Source organism: Nostoc sp. ChiSLP03a, from assembly GCF_034531215.2.
Lineage (GTDB): Bacteria > Cyanobacteriota > Cyanobacteriia > Cyanobacteriales > Nostocaceae > Nostoc.
This window is the reverse complement of the sequence record NZ_JAVRBQ020000027.1, coordinates 46,750-64,388: the sequence shown is the minus strand read 5'-3', so window position 1 is coordinate 64,388 and position 17,639 is coordinate 46,750. Positions and strand designations below refer to the sequence as shown.

Annotated in this window: 18 protein-coding genes; 10 read left to right on the top strand and 8 right to left on the bottom strand. The window is 42.7% G+C overall.

The features are described 5' to 3' along the window. Positions 1 to 149 precede the first annotated feature (149 nt). The gene (locus RMY32_RS03375) at positions 150 to 644 is read right to left on the bottom strand and encodes a hypothetical protein (protein ID WP_322712320.1); all 495 of its coding nucleotides are present in this window, start codon (positions 642 to 644) and stop codon (positions 150 to 152) included. A 230-nt stretch (positions 645 to 874) separates the two neighbouring features. Further along, on the bottom strand, positions 875 to 1,153 hold the full coding sequence (locus RMY32_RS03370) for a hypothetical protein (protein ID WP_322712319.1): 279 nt from the start codon (positions 1,151 to 1,153) through the stop codon (positions 875 to 877). 478 nt (positions 1,154 to 1,631) lie between these two features. Here RMY32_RS03370 and RMY32_RS03365 point away from each other — a divergent pair, with 478 nt between their 5' ends. The 3 genes from RMY32_RS03365 to RMY32_RS03355 all read left to right on the top strand — a co-directional run bounded on the left by RMY32_RS03365 (position 1,632) and on the right by RMY32_RS03355 (position 2,805). Beyond that, positions 1,632 to 1,997: a hypothetical protein gene (locus RMY32_RS03365; protein ID WP_322712318.1), complete on the top strand. Its 366-nt coding sequence runs from the start codon at positions 1,632 to 1,634 to the stop codon at positions 1,995 to 1,997. A gap of 126 nt (positions 1,998 to 2,123) precedes the next feature. Then, positions 2,124 to 2,423, top strand: coding sequence for a type II toxin-antitoxin system HigB family toxin (locus RMY32_RS03360; protein ID WP_322712316.1), 300 nt, complete (start codon positions 2,124 to 2,126; stop codon positions 2,421 to 2,423). Beyond that, complete coding sequence (locus RMY32_RS03355; protein ID WP_322712315.1) at positions 2,407 to 2,805, top strand: transcriptional regulator; 399 nt, start codon at positions 2,407 to 2,409, stop codon at positions 2,803 to 2,805. Before RMY32_RS03360 ends, RMY32_RS03355 begins: the two co-directional genes overlap by 17 nt. Before the next feature lie 177 nt (positions 2,806 to 2,982). On the opposite strand, the gene RMY32_RS03350 is transcribed toward RMY32_RS03355, so the two are convergent. Beyond that, positions 2,983 to 4,290 (bottom strand): serine/threonine-protein kinase, encoded by a 1,308-nt coding sequence (locus RMY32_RS03350; RefSeq protein ID WP_322712313.1) that lies wholly within the window; start codon positions 4,288 to 4,290, stop codon positions 2,983 to 2,985. A gap of 140 nt (positions 4,291 to 4,430) precedes the next feature. After that, positions 4,431 to 5,468, bottom strand: coding sequence for a serine/threonine-protein kinase (locus RMY32_RS03345; RefSeq protein ID WP_322712311.1), 1,038 nt, complete (start codon positions 5,466 to 5,468; stop codon positions 4,431 to 4,433). A gap of 261 nt (positions 5,469 to 5,729) precedes the next feature. Between RMY32_RS03345 and RMY32_RS03340 the strand changes: the two genes are divergently transcribed. From RMY32_RS03340 to RMY32_RS03330, 3 genes are all read left to right on the top strand, one after another. After that, positions 5,730 to 6,536 carry a Uma2 family endonuclease gene (locus RMY32_RS03340; protein ID WP_322712309.1) on the top strand — a complete coding sequence of 269 codons (807 nt, stop codon included), beginning with the start codon at positions 5,730 to 5,732 and terminating at the stop codon, positions 6,534 to 6,536. Between the two features lie 49 nt (positions 6,537 to 6,585). After that, positions 6,586 to 7,368, top strand: coding sequence for a Uma2 family endonuclease (locus tag RMY32_RS03335; protein WP_322712308.1), 783 nt, complete (start codon positions 6,586 to 6,588; stop codon positions 7,366 to 7,368). 136 nt (positions 7,369 to 7,504) lie between these two features. Next, positions 7,505 to 7,972, top strand: a complete 468-nt coding sequence (locus RMY32_RS03330) for a GNAT family N-acetyltransferase (protein WP_322712307.1) — start codon at positions 7,505 to 7,507, stop codon at positions 7,970 to 7,972. A gap of 19 nt (positions 7,973 to 7,991) precedes the next feature. On the opposite strand, the gene RMY32_RS03325 is transcribed toward RMY32_RS03330, so the two are convergent. The 4 genes from RMY32_RS03325 to RMY32_RS03310 form a co-directional block, all read right to left on the bottom strand. Next, positions 7,992 to 8,822 carry a class I SAM-dependent methyltransferase gene (locus RMY32_RS03325; RefSeq protein WP_322712306.1) on the bottom strand — a complete coding sequence of 277 codons (831 nt, stop codon included), beginning with the start codon at positions 8,820 to 8,822 and terminating at the stop codon, positions 7,992 to 7,994. Beyond that, complete coding sequence (locus RMY32_RS03320; RefSeq protein WP_322712363.1) at positions 8,819 to 9,949, bottom strand: CO2 hydration protein; 1,131 nt, start codon at positions 9,947 to 9,949, stop codon at positions 8,819 to 8,821. Before RMY32_RS03320 ends, RMY32_RS03325 begins: the two co-directional genes overlap by 4 nt. A gap of 170 nt (positions 9,950 to 10,119) precedes the next feature. Continuing rightward, positions 10,120 to 11,625, bottom strand: coding sequence for an NADH-quinone oxidoreductase subunit M (locus RMY32_RS03315; RefSeq protein ID WP_322712305.1), 1,506 nt, complete (start codon positions 11,623 to 11,625; stop codon positions 10,120 to 10,122). Between the two features lie 134 nt (positions 11,626 to 11,759). Next, positions 11,760 to 13,616 carry an NAD(P)H-quinone oxidoreductase subunit F gene (locus RMY32_RS03310; protein ID WP_322712304.1) on the bottom strand — a complete coding sequence of 619 codons (1,857 nt, stop codon included), beginning with the start codon at positions 13,614 to 13,616 and terminating at the stop codon, positions 11,760 to 11,762. A 658-nt stretch (positions 13,617 to 14,274) separates the two neighbouring features. On the opposite strand from RMY32_RS03310, the gene RMY32_RS03305 reads away from it, so the two are divergent. From RMY32_RS03305 to RMY32_RS03290, 4 genes are all read left to right on the top strand, one after another. Next, entirely contained in the window at positions 14,275 to 14,583 is a 309-nt protein-coding gene (locus RMY32_RS03305; RefSeq protein WP_012410633.1) for a carbon dioxide-concentrating mechanism protein CcmK, read from the top strand. A gap of 92 nt (positions 14,584 to 14,675) precedes the next feature. Continuing rightward, positions 14,676 to 15,020 carry a carbon dioxide-concentrating mechanism protein CcmK gene (locus tag RMY32_RS03300; RefSeq protein ID WP_010995041.1) on the top strand — a complete coding sequence of 115 codons (345 nt, stop codon included), beginning with the start codon at positions 14,676 to 14,678 and terminating at the stop codon, positions 15,018 to 15,020. Positions 15,021 to 15,026: 6 nt separating this feature from the next. Beyond that, positions 15,027 to 15,326 (top strand): EutN/CcmL family microcompartment protein, encoded by a 300-nt coding sequence (locus tag RMY32_RS03295; RefSeq protein ID WP_322673550.1) that lies wholly within the window; start codon positions 15,027 to 15,029, stop codon positions 15,324 to 15,326. A gap of 174 nt (positions 15,327 to 15,500) precedes the next feature. Next, positions 15,501 to 17,528 (top strand): ribulose bisphosphate carboxylase small subunit, encoded by a 2,028-nt coding sequence (locus RMY32_RS03290; protein ID WP_409882186.1) that lies wholly within the window; start codon positions 15,501 to 15,503, stop codon positions 17,526 to 17,528. Positions 17,529 to 17,639: the final 111 nt, after the last annotated feature.

Below are 17,639 nucleotides of genomic sequence, written 5' to 3'. Positions count from 1 at the left end.
AACTGTTACAACCTCAGAGGCGATCTGCCGTTGAATGTTGATATAGCACAAGCCTTGGTGGTTAGGACATTAACAGATGATAAAACTTAGACACAACAAGACTTTTCACCTAATCCCCAGTCACCAGTCCCCAGTCCCTTGCTATAATCTTAAGATTTGTTGACTAATACCTTTTTGAAGAAGCGTTTTGTGTCTGCTTCAGCCCCATTCTTATTTTTTCTGTGTCGCTGCGATGCTAATCTTTTTTTGGTTTGCTGACGAAGTTGCTGTGCTAGCAGTGCAGCTTCCCTTTCGGCTCGAAATAAATCAACTTTTCGCGTTGTCAAAATAAATGATTCGTCAGACTTTCGTTTCACCCAAGGGATGCTAACTGCGAAATACTGACAAATATTTTTGCATATCTCTTTTATCAAGAATGGGCAACGTTTTTGAGTATTCATTTTGTTAGCGATCGCTTTCAACTCTAATATCGCTGCTTCTAATTCTGCCGCTATCTGATTGATGCGTTCGACTTGTGTTATAAAACGCTCCCGTTCGCTGATGATTTTTTTTTCTTGGGGTTGCAGTGGCACTATCGCAGTAGTTACAAATGTAGGCTGGAACAGCAAAATGGGCTTTTTGTCCGTGTCTGGAATTTTTTTCATACTACCTCAAGCAAGGCTAGCTGACTTTTAAAGCATTTTAGCAGCTAATTAGTATATTTGTACTGTATAATAATGATGCCTAAAAGAGAATAAGGGTAGCACAGCGAATTAGACCTCTTGGCAAAAGTAACTTTTGCACTCTCGTGGGTAAAGGTTAAAGGTTAAAGGTTTTTTGTTATTCCTTTCCCCCTTACCCTTTACCCTTTCCCCGACAAATACCAAGAAGTCTATTATTGCGTCAAAATCTGACGGGTTAAAATACTCATAACTTCATTGGAATTAGCTGTTGGTAGTAGTGGACTCCAATTACGTACATTTGCGTAGCCCAAAACATGCAACAAGTGAATGGTGGCGGTAACAGCTTTGGGTGAACCAATTAATAAATGTTTAATTCGTTCTCTTCTGGGTGATGAGTCTTGGAAAGATGAATACAAAGGAGGTACGTCACCGCCTTGTGTGCCAAGAAACTGGGTTGGTTGTGATTTGGCGAACTTTTTTGATTGTGCCATGATAATATTTGACTCCGATTTTGGGGTTAAAAGAAGGCGATCGCAGACTCTTGCGCGAGGGCGATCGCCTTTCTTATACTTTCATAATAAAGTATATTTTTATACTTGTAAAGATGTTTTTCTAAATATTTTTACATAGATTAAGCATGAGGAATCAGGGCGATCGTTTGTTGAATTCGGTCGAGCGTTTATTGAATTCGTTCAAGCGTTTGTTGAATTCGTTCAAGCGTTTATTGAATTCGTTCGAGCGTTTGTTGAATTCGGGCAAGCGTTTATTGAATTCGGGCAAGCGGTTGTTGAATTCGGATAAGTTTCAATAAATTCACGCAATAAATATGCTAATTTTTGTATTAAATAGGTTTTATATACTGAATATTGCTGGTGTCGATCGCCGCGATTTTGTTTATCCTAATGGTATAAAGACAGGATAGAAGTCAGTTTTTATCTTAGTACACGATCGATAAAAGGAAAGTTATTTATGTCACGTCGAACACGTGGGTCTAAAGTACTTGATAGGGCACAGCGTCGAATTGCGGCTTTGAAATCGATTAGTCCCACCTTAGATTTAGGTAATGGAATCACTATTGACACCTTTGCCGACGCCATCAAAAAAACACAGGACAAGTTGGAAGCTTATAACTCCACCCTCTCCACCGTGGATCTAACTCAGGGAACCTTTGAATTAGCCGAAAAGTCGCTGATGGAACTAACAGAACATGTGTTAGTCAGTGTAGCTGCAAAGTATGGCAAGAATAGTGATGAATACAAAATGGCAGGGGGCGTTCGTCGCAGCGAACGCAAGCGTCCAGTGCGGAAGCCTAAGCAAGAGGTTGTTGCTTTATAAAGACAATACATTTGGGTTTTTTGACACTCTCCCGAATTGAATTCGGGAGATTCTTGGTTAGGTGGCAGCTTTATAAAACCCTGAATTTAAGAGAAAATTTAAGAATCGTAATTAGAGTAAATTTAAATGCACGTTATTAGTCGCAGAATTCTACGAGAATTTTGTGAGGCACATGCAGATGCAAGGGAAGCACTTTATGATTGGTATAGGATAGCAACTAAAGCTGAATGGAAAAATCTGCTTGAAGTTCAGGCTATTTATCCAAAAGCAGAAGCAGTTGGTAACTTCACTGTATTTAATATTAAAGGAAACAATTACCGTTTGATTGCTGATATTGTTTACGAAACTCAAAGAATCTATATTAAATATGTCCTGACTCACGCTGAATATGATAAGGATAAATGGAAAAATGACCCGTACTTTTAATCCAGAATCTTATGGTAAATTGCTAGCCGAGTATCAGCCAAAAATTATTACCACGGATGCAGAAAACGAACAAGCGATCGCACTTGTATTAACCTTAGAACATCGTCCCAATCGTACACCAGAAGAAGAAATGCTGTTGCAACTGTTGGTGACTTTAATTGAGCAGTTTGAAGAAACCCATTACCCAATTCCCCAAGGTACGCCCAATTCGATGTTAGTGCATCTGATGGACGCACGCGATACTACAACAGAAGCATTAGCTGAGGTAATTGGTTCATTGGAAATTGCCTTGCAAATTGTTAATGGCGATCGCACCATTAATAAAACTCAAGCAAAAGCGTTGGCGGACTATTTTAATGTAGATATCAGTTTATTTACCTAGCTTATCTTCTATAACAACACTCTTAAAATCAGTGCTTAGTATTGAGCCGGAAATTTAATATTTGGGTATGAGGTTAAAGGTGCATAGACCGCAGCAGCTTGTCCTTAGACATCGCTTCTCTACTCGATACAACAGCTACAAAATCTTTTGTCATTTAGCTTCTAGAGCTTGAGCAAGCTATGAACCTGTATTAAAAATCCTATGTCCTAACCATCCCAAACCCAAGCCTAGACTAGAAGTGCTAGCTAAAATTAGAAAAGTATGAAATTTGCTAAAAGATTCTAGTAATTTATCTCCAGCCACAGCCCAAGACCAAGCCCCAGCCACAGCCACAGCCCAAGCCACAGCCACAGCCCAAGGCACAGCCCAAGCCACAGCCCCAGCCCAAGTCTCAGCCCCAGCCCCAGTCTCGGCCCCAGTCACACTCACAGTCCAAGCCACAGCTACAGCCGCAGCCACAGCCCAAATTATATACGGAGGGTTAGACGCTGCTAACAAGTAGCCTATCAATAGGTAGCTTAATAATGTACCAATCAACCAGCCCCAGGGAATAATTCTAGATGATTTAGTACGTAGTTTACTTGGAATTGGCTCTAAGAGCTTGGCTTTGGAACGAACAACTTCTGTTCTATGAACTAGCTCAACAGGTGGTGGAGGCATTGCTTTTGGTGCTTCTAGCATATTCAACCATGCTTGCATAGATTGGGGGCGGTCTTTTGCCTCCAGCGCCATACCCTTGAGAATTGCTTGATTTAATTGGTCACTAATGCCTGAAATAATTTCTTTTGGTGGAGTTAGAGGAACGTCATCAACCCTACGAGCTAAAGAAGTTGTGGGGTTTTGACCTGTCACCGCATAATAAAGTGTAGCTGCCAAACAATAAACATCAACAGTTGGCTCTCGACTCCCCCTAGTCATCTGCTCATACGGTGCAAATCCATGATTACCCGCATTGCCTGTTGAACTCAAGGTTTTAGGCAAAAGTTCTTTAGCGATTCCAAAGTCAATTAAGACGGCTTTGCCATTTCTCCGCACCATAATGTTTCCAGGGTGGGCATCTCGGTGTACTAAACCTGCTTGATGCACTACGCTCAAAGCTTCCCCAATCTGGCGGATGCAGGGTAGAATCTCTGCTTCTGCTAAAGCTCCTCTACGCCTCACCGTCTCAAACAAATTTTCTCCCTCAACAAAGTCCATCACTAAACAGTGGGTAGCACCTTCCCGAAACAAATCAATCACTCCCACAATGTGAGGATGAGGGTCTTCTGATAAGCGTGCAAGTGTGCGCCCTTCTTGGATAAATCTCTGTATATACTTTTCATATTCCGGATCGTGACTGAGATATTCATTAGGTGTCTTAATTACAACTGTCTGATTTAGTTCAACATGCAAAGCTTTATAAGTAATCCCAAATCCCCCCTGTCCCAGAACTTGCTCAATTACATATTTGCCACTTTGCAATTGTTGTCCTGCTATCCAGGGCATGAATACCTCTAAATAATTCGTAATTCGTAATTCGTAATTAAGGCACGCTCAACAATATATGAGACAATCTCTTTAGATAATTGGGCATGAGTCAAAATCGTTACTTTAATATCAACACCCTAATGAAAGTTTACCTAAATCTACGGTGTTTTGCTAGATGACGGACTGGGCGACAGTGATGGTGGACTGGAAGATGGAGAGGGTTTGAAAATAGGAATCCAAGAAGGTATGGCTGCAAGTAAGGCTATAAAAACTCCGATCGCCGCTATCACCACAGTCCAAAACTGAATTTTTTTATCCCAGTTCGAGTTAGTATTCGAGGATACAGTTGCCACAGGCTGAGGAATTTCCGCAGTTAATCCCAATAAATCAAGCCATTCTCGCATTGATTGAGGACGCTGTTTCGGGTCTAGCTTCATACCTGTTACAATTGCGCGGTTTGTGCGATCGCTAATTTGAGGATTATGTTTTTTCGGTTCCACTAAAGGAGCGTTATCCACCTTACGTTTGAGCGCACTGACTGGTGTTTTTCCAGTCAAAAGCACATAAAGAGTTGCCGCCAGAGAATAAATATCGCTATATGCTCCAGTTGGTTTAGTATGTTGAGCATAAAGCTCAGGCGGTGTAAATCCTTCAGAAGTTTCCTTTGTTCTACTCGTGGTTAAAATATGATCGAAATCGAGAGCTAAACCAAAATCTATTAGCACCGCTTCCGGCTGTCCTTCTCGCACTCGCAAAAAGATATTTCCTGGATGTACATCTCGATGGATTAACCGATTTTTATGTACTTCGATCAGCGCTTCTCCAATTTGTTGAATGTAGCGTAAAGCCTCTGATTCAGAAAGTATTTGTTGGCGACGGTCAGCCAAACTCACACCATCCACATATTCCATTACTAGACACCAGTGTTCTCCTTCTTTGAACGGTTCTGCAACCTGCACAATATGTTTGTGTTTACATTGAGTAAGTTTTACCGCCTCTTGCCAAAACATTGTCTCCAGTCGTCCGCGTTCAGACTGACTTAGGGACGTTAGTAGGTCATCATTTAAGGTTTTAATGACTTGGCGATCGCCATTCTTATTTTTCACCAAATAAGTAATGCCAAAGCGTCCTCTTCCCAACTCTCTTTCAATGGTGTATTTTCCACCTTGCAAGCGATCGCCAGCTACCCAAGCCATCTTTGCAACTCCCAAAATGCTTAGATTAATTCTCACACAAGAGAGCCTTAATAACTTGAGCCTAGTTTGGCAGAACAGGTGCGATGTCTACGACGGTCACTGAGCGTTGGTCATTGAATCTCGACTCACTTCGACGCCGCTCAGTGCAAGTCGCTCGATTTTTGCGTAGCCGAAATGAGCCGAAGTGCGGGCTACGCCTACGCTTTTTTCTCTCTCTATTGCTAAACTAAAAACAACCTTTAGCTAGTGCAAAGGTAACTTATGACCTCTGCAATCAACCTCGATACCGATCTCACCCCATTTCCTGACCACACGCAGCTACCAGACTCTGACGGCACCTTTGTGAAAAATTGGCAAGAGCATCCCCAAAGTATCTTACTAACGGATTCAATTACACCCATTCTCCAGCAATTACATCCAGAAGGTCAATATTGTATAGGTCAGGACTTAGGTATTTACTGGCGGTTGACAGATCCTCCAGAGAAAGGAGCAGCAGCACCAGATTGGTTTTATGTAGGAAATGTCCCGCCCTTACTAGATGGATTGACGCGCCGTTCTTATGTATTTTGGCGAGAACACATCGCTCCATTAATTGTCTTAGAATTCGTCTCTGGTGATGGGAGTGAAGAACGAGATACAACCCCTTGGAAGGGCAAATTTTGGATTTATGAGCAAGTAATTCGTCCTCCGTTTTATGGCATTTATGAAGTGAATAAAGCCAGTATAGAAGTGTATGAATTGATTGGCGGACAATACCAGTTATTAGCAGCAAATGAACGAGGACATTATCCTATACCTCCTTTAGGAGTGGAGTTAGGCATAAGGCTTGGAATTTACCAAAACGTGGAATTGCCCTGGTTACGTTGGTGGGATTTGCAAGGTAATTTGTTGTTGACTGGCGATGAAAGAGCAGAACTTGAACGCCAACGCGCGGAACAGGAAAGCCAACGCGCTGAACAAGAACGCCAACGCGCTGAACAGGAAAGCCAACGCGCTGAACAAGAACGCCAACGAAATGAGATTCTGATTGCTCAATTGCGATCGCTTGGTGTAGAACCAGAAGCTTAAATCTATTGCTAAACTAAAAAACAACCTTTACCAGTGCAAAGGTAAGTTTATGACCTCTGCCATCAACCCCACTGACCTTACCCCTTTCCCAGACCACACGCAGCTACCAGAGTCTGATGGCACCTTTGTGAAAAACTTCCAAGAACATCCCCAAAGCATTCTACTAACAGACTCGATTCAACCGATATTGCAAAAACTTCACCCTGATGGGCAATATTGTATTGGTCAAGATTGTGGCATCTATTGGCGCTTAACTGACCCGCCAGAAAAAGGCGCAGTCGCACCGGACTGGTTTTATGTCGCCAATGTCCCGCCCTTATTCGACGGGCAAATACGCAGGTCTTATGTACTGTGGCGAGAATTTATTGCCCCATTAATTGCCTTAGAATTTGTCTCTGGAGATGGGAGTGAGGAACGAGATCAAACTCCTTGGAAAGGCAAATTTTGGATTTATGAGCAAATAATTCGGACTCCGTTTTATGGCATTTATGAAGTGGATAAAGCCAGCACAGAAGTGTATCATTTAATTGAGGGCAAGTATCAGCCATTACCAACAAACGAACGGGGACATTATCTCATACATCCTTTAGGCGTTGAGCTAGGTATCTGGCAAGGACAATATCAGAATATGGAATTACCTTGGTTACGCTGGTGGGATTTGCAAGGTAATTTGTTGTTGACTGGCTCAGAAAGAGCCGAACACGAAACCCAACGCGCACAACAAGAAAGCCAACGTGCTGAACAGGAAAGCCAACGCGCTGAACTTGAACGCCAACGAAATGAGATTCTGATTGCTCAATTGCGATCGCTCGGCATTGAGCCAGAAGCATAATATCGATCAAAAATCAACTACTTATTTACATCCATTCCGTTATGGATGGAAGAAACAAGTCAAATCCTCTTCCCTTCTGCCTCCTGCCTTGTTTCTTAGAAGAGGGATTATTTGTGATTAATTACTTTCTTTCTTTATGAAATTAAGAATATACGAAATAGCTGATACCGAAGAAATTATGAAATTGTTCTACGACACTATTCATGAAGTGAATATTCACGATTACACACAAGAACAAGTAGATGCTTGGGCACCAACAAATATGGATATTGAAGTTTGGATTAAAAGTTTAGGAAGTAAGTTTACTTATGTAGCAGAAGAAGACAAAATTATTGGTTTTGGAGAATTAGAGGCTAATGGTCATATCGACCGTTTCTATTGTCATAAAGATTTTCAAAGGAAAGGTGTTGGTAAGAAAATCTTAGAACAGATTGAATTAAAAGCAAACTCTTTAGGGTTGGAAAAGTTATTTACCGAAGCTAGTATTACAGCTAAACCTTTTTTTGAGAGTCAGGGATTTATTGTTATCAAAAAGCAAGAAGTAGAGCGGAGAGGGCAAAAGCTGATAAATTTTGTTATGGAAAAATACTTAAAAAATTACTAAATTCAAAGGTTGTTCTAGCTTATGCTTTGTAAGCGAGAGTCAACATCACAGAAGCGGGAATTTCCACACCATTTTCTGTGACATACTTTGAGGCTCCCTCGATAATTACGTTTTCAATATTACGCCGTTGCTCATCGCTTTGCATTGCCAAAATCGACCCCAAACGCACCGAACTTACAATAATCTTTGGCATCACGTCTTCAGGTGTAGAGAAAGTCCACTTGATAGGCAGTTCGGTGACAGATACTTGAGTGAATCCCTCAGCGCTTAAAACCATTTCGCATTCAGTGCGATCGCTAAAGCGAAATAGGGGTGGCCCAGAAGGTAAATTCACATCCATGCTGCCATAAGTCTGCACTGAACCCAGTATCAAAGCCATAAATGGATTGCGTGTTGGCGGTGTCCAGCAGGTGAAAGCATAGCGCCCTCCCGGTTTGAGTACGCGAAAGGATTCAGCGATCGCTTTTTCTGGGTTTGGGAAATGGAGGATACCCAAGCTACAAACCACCGCCTCAAACTGGCCCGACTCGAAAGTTAGGTTTTCAGCGTCCCCTTGATAGAATGACCCTTGAGGACATCGCACTCTGGCAATGGCCACCATATTCTCTGCAAAGTCTAATCCTGTGACTATAGCTTGCCGCTTTAGTGCTGCGGCACTAAGCCAGCCAGTGCCGCAAGCCACATCTAGCAATTGAATACCAGACTTAGCTCCCACAGCATCCAATATGGCTTCATCTACCTGAGAAGTCACAACAGCGATGGCGCGATCGTATTCTTGAGCTACAAGAGAAAATTTGTCGCGCTCAAATTGCTTGAATGCCTCGTGAGTAATGGTGAAATCATCTGTCATTTATTCACATCTAATAACCGCGAAGTTTGGAACCGACTCATCCACTTCTCTAAATAAACTAGATTACCTTTTTGCTCATTTGGATCTTTAGTATCTAAAGGATGAGGCATCAGTCCCAAAATCGTTGCTGTCGTCACGCAAAACATCGATTTTTGGAAACTCATACAAATTTGAACTCGCAAATCATCTTCACCCCGAAGACTGCGACGATAAATTTCGTGCAAATATTCTGGAAGATAATGACGCATATCTTGCATCAACAAGGTAGGAGGAATACCCGCGCCACCGATGGGTAAAGGATCGGCATACAATGCACCATATTGAAATCGACTTTGATCTGGAGAGATTTGATAAGCTTGGGCGTTGTATGAAACAGTACCGTGGAAAGGAGTTCCCCGGAAAAATACTGCTTCTACATAAGGTATTGCTGTATCTGCTAAGAAAGTCAAACCAACGCTTTTAGGAATGATTTCATAGACCTTACCGCGAATTTTGACAGCATAAGTAATTGGGTTTGATGCATTTGCTACTAACCCTGATTTAATGTGGTCTACAACTTGGGGAATCGATTTGATTTCGCCTCGGTCGTAGCGGTCTGATAAGTTGAGGAACATATCAGCCATGACTCGCCAGAATTGACCTAAACCAGTGTAGTAAGCAGAGACGCGCAACTGTTCTGTTAAGAAATCTGGAAACAGTTGGTTAATACCCAGAATCAAGGGATTATTTTTAAATTTTGCGGCAATAACGGCTTGCGCTCTTTCTTGAAATTCTGGTGTATCTAAATACGTATCTAATCCGCCGCCACCATGCCACATCATGCCTTTCATGCAATATTCGGCATATTCAAAATTAATTCGGTCATGCCACCAGTGACGGAGTAATTTCTGAAAAGAAACCTCTCCATTAAAGTATTTAAAAAATGGGAAAAATACTAAAAACTGATGATCGGCAATATAGTTAAGATTTATTGAATAAGCATCTAAAACTACCCCATAGCTTTTAAGAATACCAACAACTTCCAGAACATTCTCTGGACTATCGGGGACTAATGCATCTCCTTTATGTAGGCGTTCAATATACTCAGCTAAGGGATTGTGAGTAGCTTTCTTTTTAATAGTTACCATTGCCATCTCTCCAAAAAGTTTAGGGATTGGGGTATTGGGCATTTGGGCATTGGGCATTGGGCATTGGGCATTGGGCATTGGGCATTGGGCATTGGGCATTGGGCATTAGGAAAACTTTTCCCCATTCCCCAGTCCCCATTCCCCAGTCCCCAGTCCCCAGTCCCCAGTCCCTAGTCCCCATTCCCCATTGCTTTATCTAAGGACACTGCTACTACTACGTTTTGGGTATTTATCATTGCTGTAATTGTTGGTTCAGTCCAACGCACTAACCAACTAGGTTGAATCCCAAAAATCACAATCAGCACAGCTAAAATTACACCTGGGATGCGATCGCTCCAATACACACGTGGTAAATTAACAACAGGTGAAGATAAACGTCCAAAAAAGGCGCGGTTAACAAGTAATAGAAAGTAAACTGCTGTTAAACCAGTACCAAGCATACATAACAAAGTTTGCACTGGAAAAACTGCAAAACTTCCCCGATAAATTACGAATTCGGAAATAAACCCTAGCATTCCCGGTATACCAGCGCTGGCCATAACTCCGACAATCATCAAACTACCAATTACTGGCATACCCCGTTCTGGGTTCAGTAATCCTTTGATGATTGCTAAATCACGGCTTCCAGCTTTTTGATACACAACCCCTACTAGCAAAAACAGCATTGCCGAAATTAAGCCGTGGCTAATCATTTGCATCACAGCACCCAACACACTTAAAGGTGTAGCCGCCGCCGCCGCTAAAAGCACGTAACCCATGTGTCCAATGGAGCTGTATGCTACCATTTTTTTCATATCACTTTGGGCGATCGCACAAGATGAACCATAGAGTACGCTCACTACTGCCCAAATTGCCAACCAAGGAGCCACATAAGCCCAAGCTTCTGGTAACAAGTTCATGCCAAAGCGCAGTAAGCCGTAGGTTCCCAACTTCAACAGCACCCCAGCCAATAGCACGGAAATCGGCGTGGAAGCTTCAACGTGAGCATCTGGCAACCAAGTATGGAAGGGAACCAAGGGAATTTTAATTCCAAAACCGATCAAAATTCCCGCTAGCAATAAAAGCTGTGTGGCTAGAGGTAGAGTTGTCGCGTTCAAGGTTGCTAGTGCAAAATTAGAGGAACCACTCAGCCAAACCATACCGAGGAAACTTGCTAAAAGCAGGATTCCCGAAACGGCTGTATAAATCAGAAATTTAGTCGCAGCATAACCCCGTTTGGCGCCACCCCAAATGGCGATCAACAAATACAGCGGAATTAGTTCCAATTCGTAAAACAGGAAAAATAACAGTAAATCCTGTGCTAGAAAGGCTCCTGTCACCCCAGCACTTAATAATAGTATCAAAGAGTAATAAAATTTAGGACGCTGTAGCGATTCATCGCTGCTGTAGATGGCAATGGCAGTTAACAATCCATTTAAAACCAGCAACGGCAAAGATAAACCATCTATTCCAAGGTTATAGTTCAGCCCTATAGCATCTACCCAAGGGAGAGACTCAGCAAACTGTTGAGTAATTTCTCCTGGATGAAACTGACTTACTAATACGATTGTCCACAAGAAAGCGATAATGGCAAAGACCAAAGCTACCTTACGGGCAAATTTTCCACTGATGCTAGAAGGCGAGAAACCAATTAAAGCCGCGCCAATCAACGGCACTAGAATTAAAACACTAAGCATAGACTTCGGGTAAGGGGAGCAGGGGAGCAGGGTGCAGGGAGCAGGGAGCAGGGGGCAGGGAGATGAGGGAGACAAGGAGATAAATAAAACTCCTAACTCTTAACTCAGCACTCAGCACTCAGCACTCAGCACTTTTAAAAAGGCAATTTATCTAGTAAACCCAATGACCAACTGATGAAAAAACCCAGGACGCTGACAACTGCTAGGATGGTCAACATATAGCCCTGAGATTGCCCAGAAATGCTGTACTTTAAGGTTTGTCCGCCGAAAATGGTCGCAAACCCAACCAAGTTTACTAAACCGTCAACCAAGTAGCGATCGCTCCAAGCAGAAATTTTAGATAGCAGTCCTACTACACTTACCACGGTTACATAATAAACTCGGTCAATATAAAAATCATAACCTAACAGGTCTTGCAGAAATCTCCACGTCAAGATTCTGGATCTTGACCAAGCTTTGTGCAGGTAAACTGTACACCCTACACCTACCCCCACTACGGTAGACCCAAACAAGGCTAACGCCACATACCAATTAATACTTTCCCAATCTGGTAGTAAGTACCATTGCTGTAACATTAAAGGTAGAAGCAGAGTCAGCACTGTGAGAAACACCATTGGGAAGGCCATCTGCCAACCAACTTCTGGGGTGCGACGGGTTTTTTGTTGCGGTTTACCCCAAAAGACTAATCTAAATACTCTTGTCAAATTCAATGCTGTCAAACCATTGACTAATATTAAAACCCCAATTACCCAAGGGCTAATATTCACGAAACCGTCAGCCCATGATAGCATTGCCCAGAAGCTTCCCAAGGGTAGCAGTGTCACCATCCCGGCTGAACCAACTACAAAGGCTGTGGTGGTGGCTGGCATCCGCGACCACAAACCGCCCATTTCTGTTAAGTCTTGGCTTTGGGTAGTTAAGATGACTGAACCAGAACTCATAAATAATAACGCTTTAGCGATCGCATGAGATAAGAGCAACATCAAGGCTACACCCCCTTGCTGTAACCCCACTGCTAAAAACACTAACCCCATGTATGCACTGGTGGAATGAGATAGCGATCGCTTAATGTCAATTTGAGCTATAGATACTAATGTCGCTCCAATCGCCGTTACTGTACCCATGATTACCAAGGCATTCAAGGCAACTGGCGACAGGGCTAATAATGGTTGAAGTTTATACAGTAAATAAGCACCACCAGCTACGACTAGAGAGTTCCGCATTACCGAGGCAGGATTGGGCCCTTCCATTGCCTCATCTAACCACAGATGCAGTGGAAATTGGGCACATTTACCAGCAGGCCCAGCAATTAGTGCCAACCCTAGCAACGTCGATGTCATTGGACTTAAATTAGCTGTTTGCGCCCACTCATATAAATCCGAAATGTTCAAACTCCCAGCTAAGGTAGAAAGTGTCACTACAGCCATCAGCAACAACAAGTCTCCTACCCGTTTAGTCCAAAATGCATCCCGCGCCGCTGTCACTACTAGTGGTTGAGCGTACCAGAAACCCACCAGCAAGTAAGTTGAAAGCGTCAAGACTTCCAAAAGCGCATAGCTGAGAAACAAAGAATCACTGATTGCTAGACCACATAGCGCTGCTTCAAAAAATCCCAGTAGCCCAAAAAAACGCGCTAACGACCAGTCCTTTTCCATATAACCCAGAGCGTAAACTTGTGCCAGTAAGCTTAACCCTGTAATTAAAACTGTTGCCCCAATGCTGACTGGGGATAGTTCCAAGGAAAAAGATAAGTCTAAATCTGCTGCTTTGAACCAATTGATTAGTAAGGTTTCTGGTTCTCTATCCCAGACATTTTTAAATACAAACAGGCTATGAACAAAAGCTAAAACGGTCGTCAACAAGTTGAAGTATGCCGCAGGTCTGGGCCCTGTTCGCCTAATTATTCCTATTCCCCACGGCAATGTCAAAATTGCGCCCGATAAGCTATACAAAGGCACAAACCAACTTGTTGAAAATAGAAATTGCTCCATTTAAATTTCCCTTGATGACTCAGCCTTGATTTTAAAAAAATTCCAACCAATTATTTATTTAATAAGATTAATTTACCAAAATTACCAATGTTTCTTTACTATTATTTTAACTGAACTTCCAAAAGTACTTTTACTTAACGCTACCCTATTAAACATAAGTAAAATATAACTTTACATAAGCAAAAGCATTTACTTGCCTTAATATCACTGACCTTTTTACATTTGTATTTCTACTTTAACCAAAGTAATTTATACGATATATTTGAAAAACTTATATATGTTTCACCTAGTCATTGTACACTTAGAAATATTTGAAAAAAGATAGATACAGCAAAACATACAGCCGCTGCTTACCTTTTATCAGATAGGATTAGCCCTGGTTATGAATGTCGTTTTGTAAATGTGATAAAGAAATTATAAAGCATAAGTGCCTGCTCAAGGAATCTGTAAACTTTAATTGCTCAGAAGCCTAGATAACTTTTTGTTAAGTTTTTTAAAACTTTCTTATCATAAACTATTATAGTAATTTATATTGCCAGGAACGCCAAGCTTTCCTATGCTTAATTTGGAAGTGTTTTCTTAGCTATAAGATCAGGCTCTCCCCGTCAAAAAATTCAAACGACAGTACAGATTGCATTAATTTTGTAGGAGTTCTGCGATGCCAATTGCAGTTGGAATGATTGAAACGAAGGGCTTTCCAGCAGTGGTGGAAGCTGCTGATGCGATGGTGAAAGCCGCCCGTGTCACCTTAGTAGGGTATGAAAAAATTGGTAGCGCTCGCGTCACCGTGATAGTTCGGGGAGATGTATCGGAAGTGCAAGCTTCCGTAGCAGCTGGGGTTGAAGCGGCAAAAAGAGTCTTTGGTGGTGAAGTGTTATCCACTCACATCATTGCTCGTCCTCACGAAAACCTGGAATACGTCTTGCCGATACGTTACACAGAAGCGGTGGAACAATTCCGTACTTAAAAGCTGTTTAAACAAAGAAATTAACGCTTTTTGCCTGAAAAGAGCATCACTTTTGTCCAAGACTAAAAACTTTGAAATAGGGATTAAAACTAATGTCAATTGCAGTGGGAATGGTTGAAACGCTGGGCTTTCCAGCAGTGGTGGAAGCTGCTGATGCAATGGTGAAAGCTGCTCGCGTCACTTTAGTAGGTTATGAAAAAATCGGTAGTGGTCGGGTGACGGTAATTGTTCGGGGTGACGTTTCGGAAGTGCAAGCTTCCGTAGCTGCTGGGGTTGAATCTGTAAAGCGGGTCAACGGCGGACAAGTGTTGTCTACTCATATCATTGCTCGTCCTCACGAAAACTTGGAATACGTCCTCCCAATTCGTTATACCGAAGATGTAGAGCAGTTCCGAGAAAATGTGAATGCAATTCGTCCTTTCGGTAGAAGACCGTAATTTGTAATGCAAATTGCCAAAGTTCGCGGCACAGTAGTTAGCACCCAAAAAGAGCCAACTCTTAGAGGTGTGAAACTACTGTTGTTACAATTAGTAGATGAAAACGGCAATATCCTACCAGAGTATGAAGTAGCAGCAGATATTGTGGGAGCAGGAGTAGATGAGTGGGTACTCATCACTCGTGGTAGTGCCGCTCGTCAAGTTGTTGGCAATGAACAGCGTCCATTGGATGCAGCAGTGGTGGCGATCATAGATACTATTTACGTTGAAGATCGCCTCATTTACAGCAAAAAAGATCAATATTGATAGTCATTGGTCATTGGTGAGCCAGTGCGGTCTTCTCCCAAAGGGAGAGGCTAGCGCCAAGGGGGTTTCCCCCATGAGCAACTGCGAACCCGAAGGGTCATTAGTCATTAGCTGTCGACAAATGACAACTGACAAATGACAACTGACAAATGATAATAGAGGAGGAATCTCGCGATGGCAGTCCGCAGCACGGCGGCACCCCCAACCCCGTGGTCAAGGAATTTAGCTGAACCCAAAATCCATGAAACTGCTTTTGTGCATTCATTCTCCAATCTGATTGGGGATGTACGAATAGGTGCAAATGTAATCGTTGCTCCGGGGACTACGATTAGAGCGGATGAAGGCACACCTTTTTATCTGGGTGAAAACACTAACATTCAAGATGGTGTTGTCATTCATGGGTTGGAGCAAGGCCGAGTAATTGGCGACGATCAAAATAAATACTCAGTATGGATTGGTAAAAACGCTTGCATTACCCACATGGCTCTAATTCACGGGCCAGCTTATGTAGGTGATAATTCCTTCATTGGCTTTCGCTCTACGATATTTAATGCCAGGGTGGGTGCAGGTTGCATCGTAATGATGCACGCTTTGATTCAAGACGTAGAGATTCCCTCTGGGAAGTATGTACCTTCGGGAGCGATAATTACCAGCCAGCAGCAAGCCGATCGCTTGCCAGATGTGCAAGATCAAGATAAAGAATTTGCTCATCATGTGGTTGGAATTAATCAGGCATTACGAGCTGGTTATCTCTGTGCTGCGGATACTAAATGTATAGCACCCATTCGGGATGAGAACGCTAAATCTTATACAGGTAATGGTATTACTGTTTTAGAGTTGGAAAGGAGTAGTGAAGTGTCGAGCAATAGCTTGGGTGGAGAAACAATAGATCAGTTACGGTATCTATTGGGGCAAGGGTATAAAATTGGTACGGAACATGTAGACCAAAGACGTTTCCGCACGGGTTCTTGGACTAGTTGCCAACCAATCGAACCGAGATCGCTTGGTGAAGCGATCTCAGCCTTAGAAGGCTGTCTACAAGAGCATAGCGGCGAGTATGTCCGACTGTTTGGCATTGACAAAGATAGACGGCGCGTGCTAGAAGCCATTATCCAACGTCCCGATGACGATCCAAAACCAGCTAGCAGCTTTAAAGCTCCAGCTAGTCATGGTAATAGCAGTTACAGAAGCTACAGCAACAGCTATGATAATGGTAATAGTAACGGTTCTAGCAGTGGCAAAGTCAGTAGCGAAACTTTAGAGCAAATTCGCCAGCTCTTGGCAGGTGGTTACAAAATTGGCATGGAACACGTAGATGAGCGGCGTTTCCGCACTGGTTCCTGGACTAGTTGCAAGCCAATTGAAGCAACTTCCACAAATCAAGTCATCTCCGCTTTGGAAGAATGTATCGCAAGTCATCAAGGCGAGTATGTACGTTTAATCGGCATTGACACCAAAGCGAAACGGCGGGTACTAGAAGCCATTATCCAACGTCCAAATGGTCAAGTAGTTTCCTCTGGTGGTCAGAAATCATATACTAGTACTAGCAGTAGTGCAGCATCCTATGATAGGGGAACAGCTAGCAGTAACCGTTTGAGTTCTGAAGTAGTAGACCAACTTCGGCATTTATTGGCTGGTGGGTCTAAAATTAGCCTTGAACACGTGGATGAGCGCCGCTTCCGTATAAATTCCTGGACTAGTATCGGTCAAATTCAAGCCTCCTCAGAAAGAGAAGCAATCGCAGCTATAGAAGCACACCTTGGCGAATACGAAGGGGAATATGTACGCTTAATTGGTATTGACCCCAAAGCCAAACGACGGGTATTAGAAACTATTATCCAACGTCCAAATGGTCAAGTAGCCTCCTCTGGCAGTCAGAAATCATATACTAGCAGTGCGCCCTCTACTACTGCTACAGCCACAGCCACAGCTACTGCTACCCGCTTGAATAGTGAAGTAGTAGACCAACTCCGGCAATTATTGGCTAGCGGCTCAAAAATTAGCATTGAACACGTAGATCAACGACGGTTCCGTACAGGTTCTTGGACTAGTACTGGTCAAATTCAAGCCTCCTCAGAAAGAGAAGCGATCGCCGCCATAGAAAGACAACTCGGCGAATACCAAGGTGAATATGTGCGCTTAATTGGTGTTGACCCCAAAGCCAAGCGTCGTGTATTAGAAACGATTATTCAACGACCATAATAGTGCTGAGTTAAAAGTGCTGAGTGCTGAGTTAACACTTTAAAGACACCAGTCACACCAACTGTAAACTCAGATTTTAGAAGATACTAATTACTCAGCACTCAGCACTCA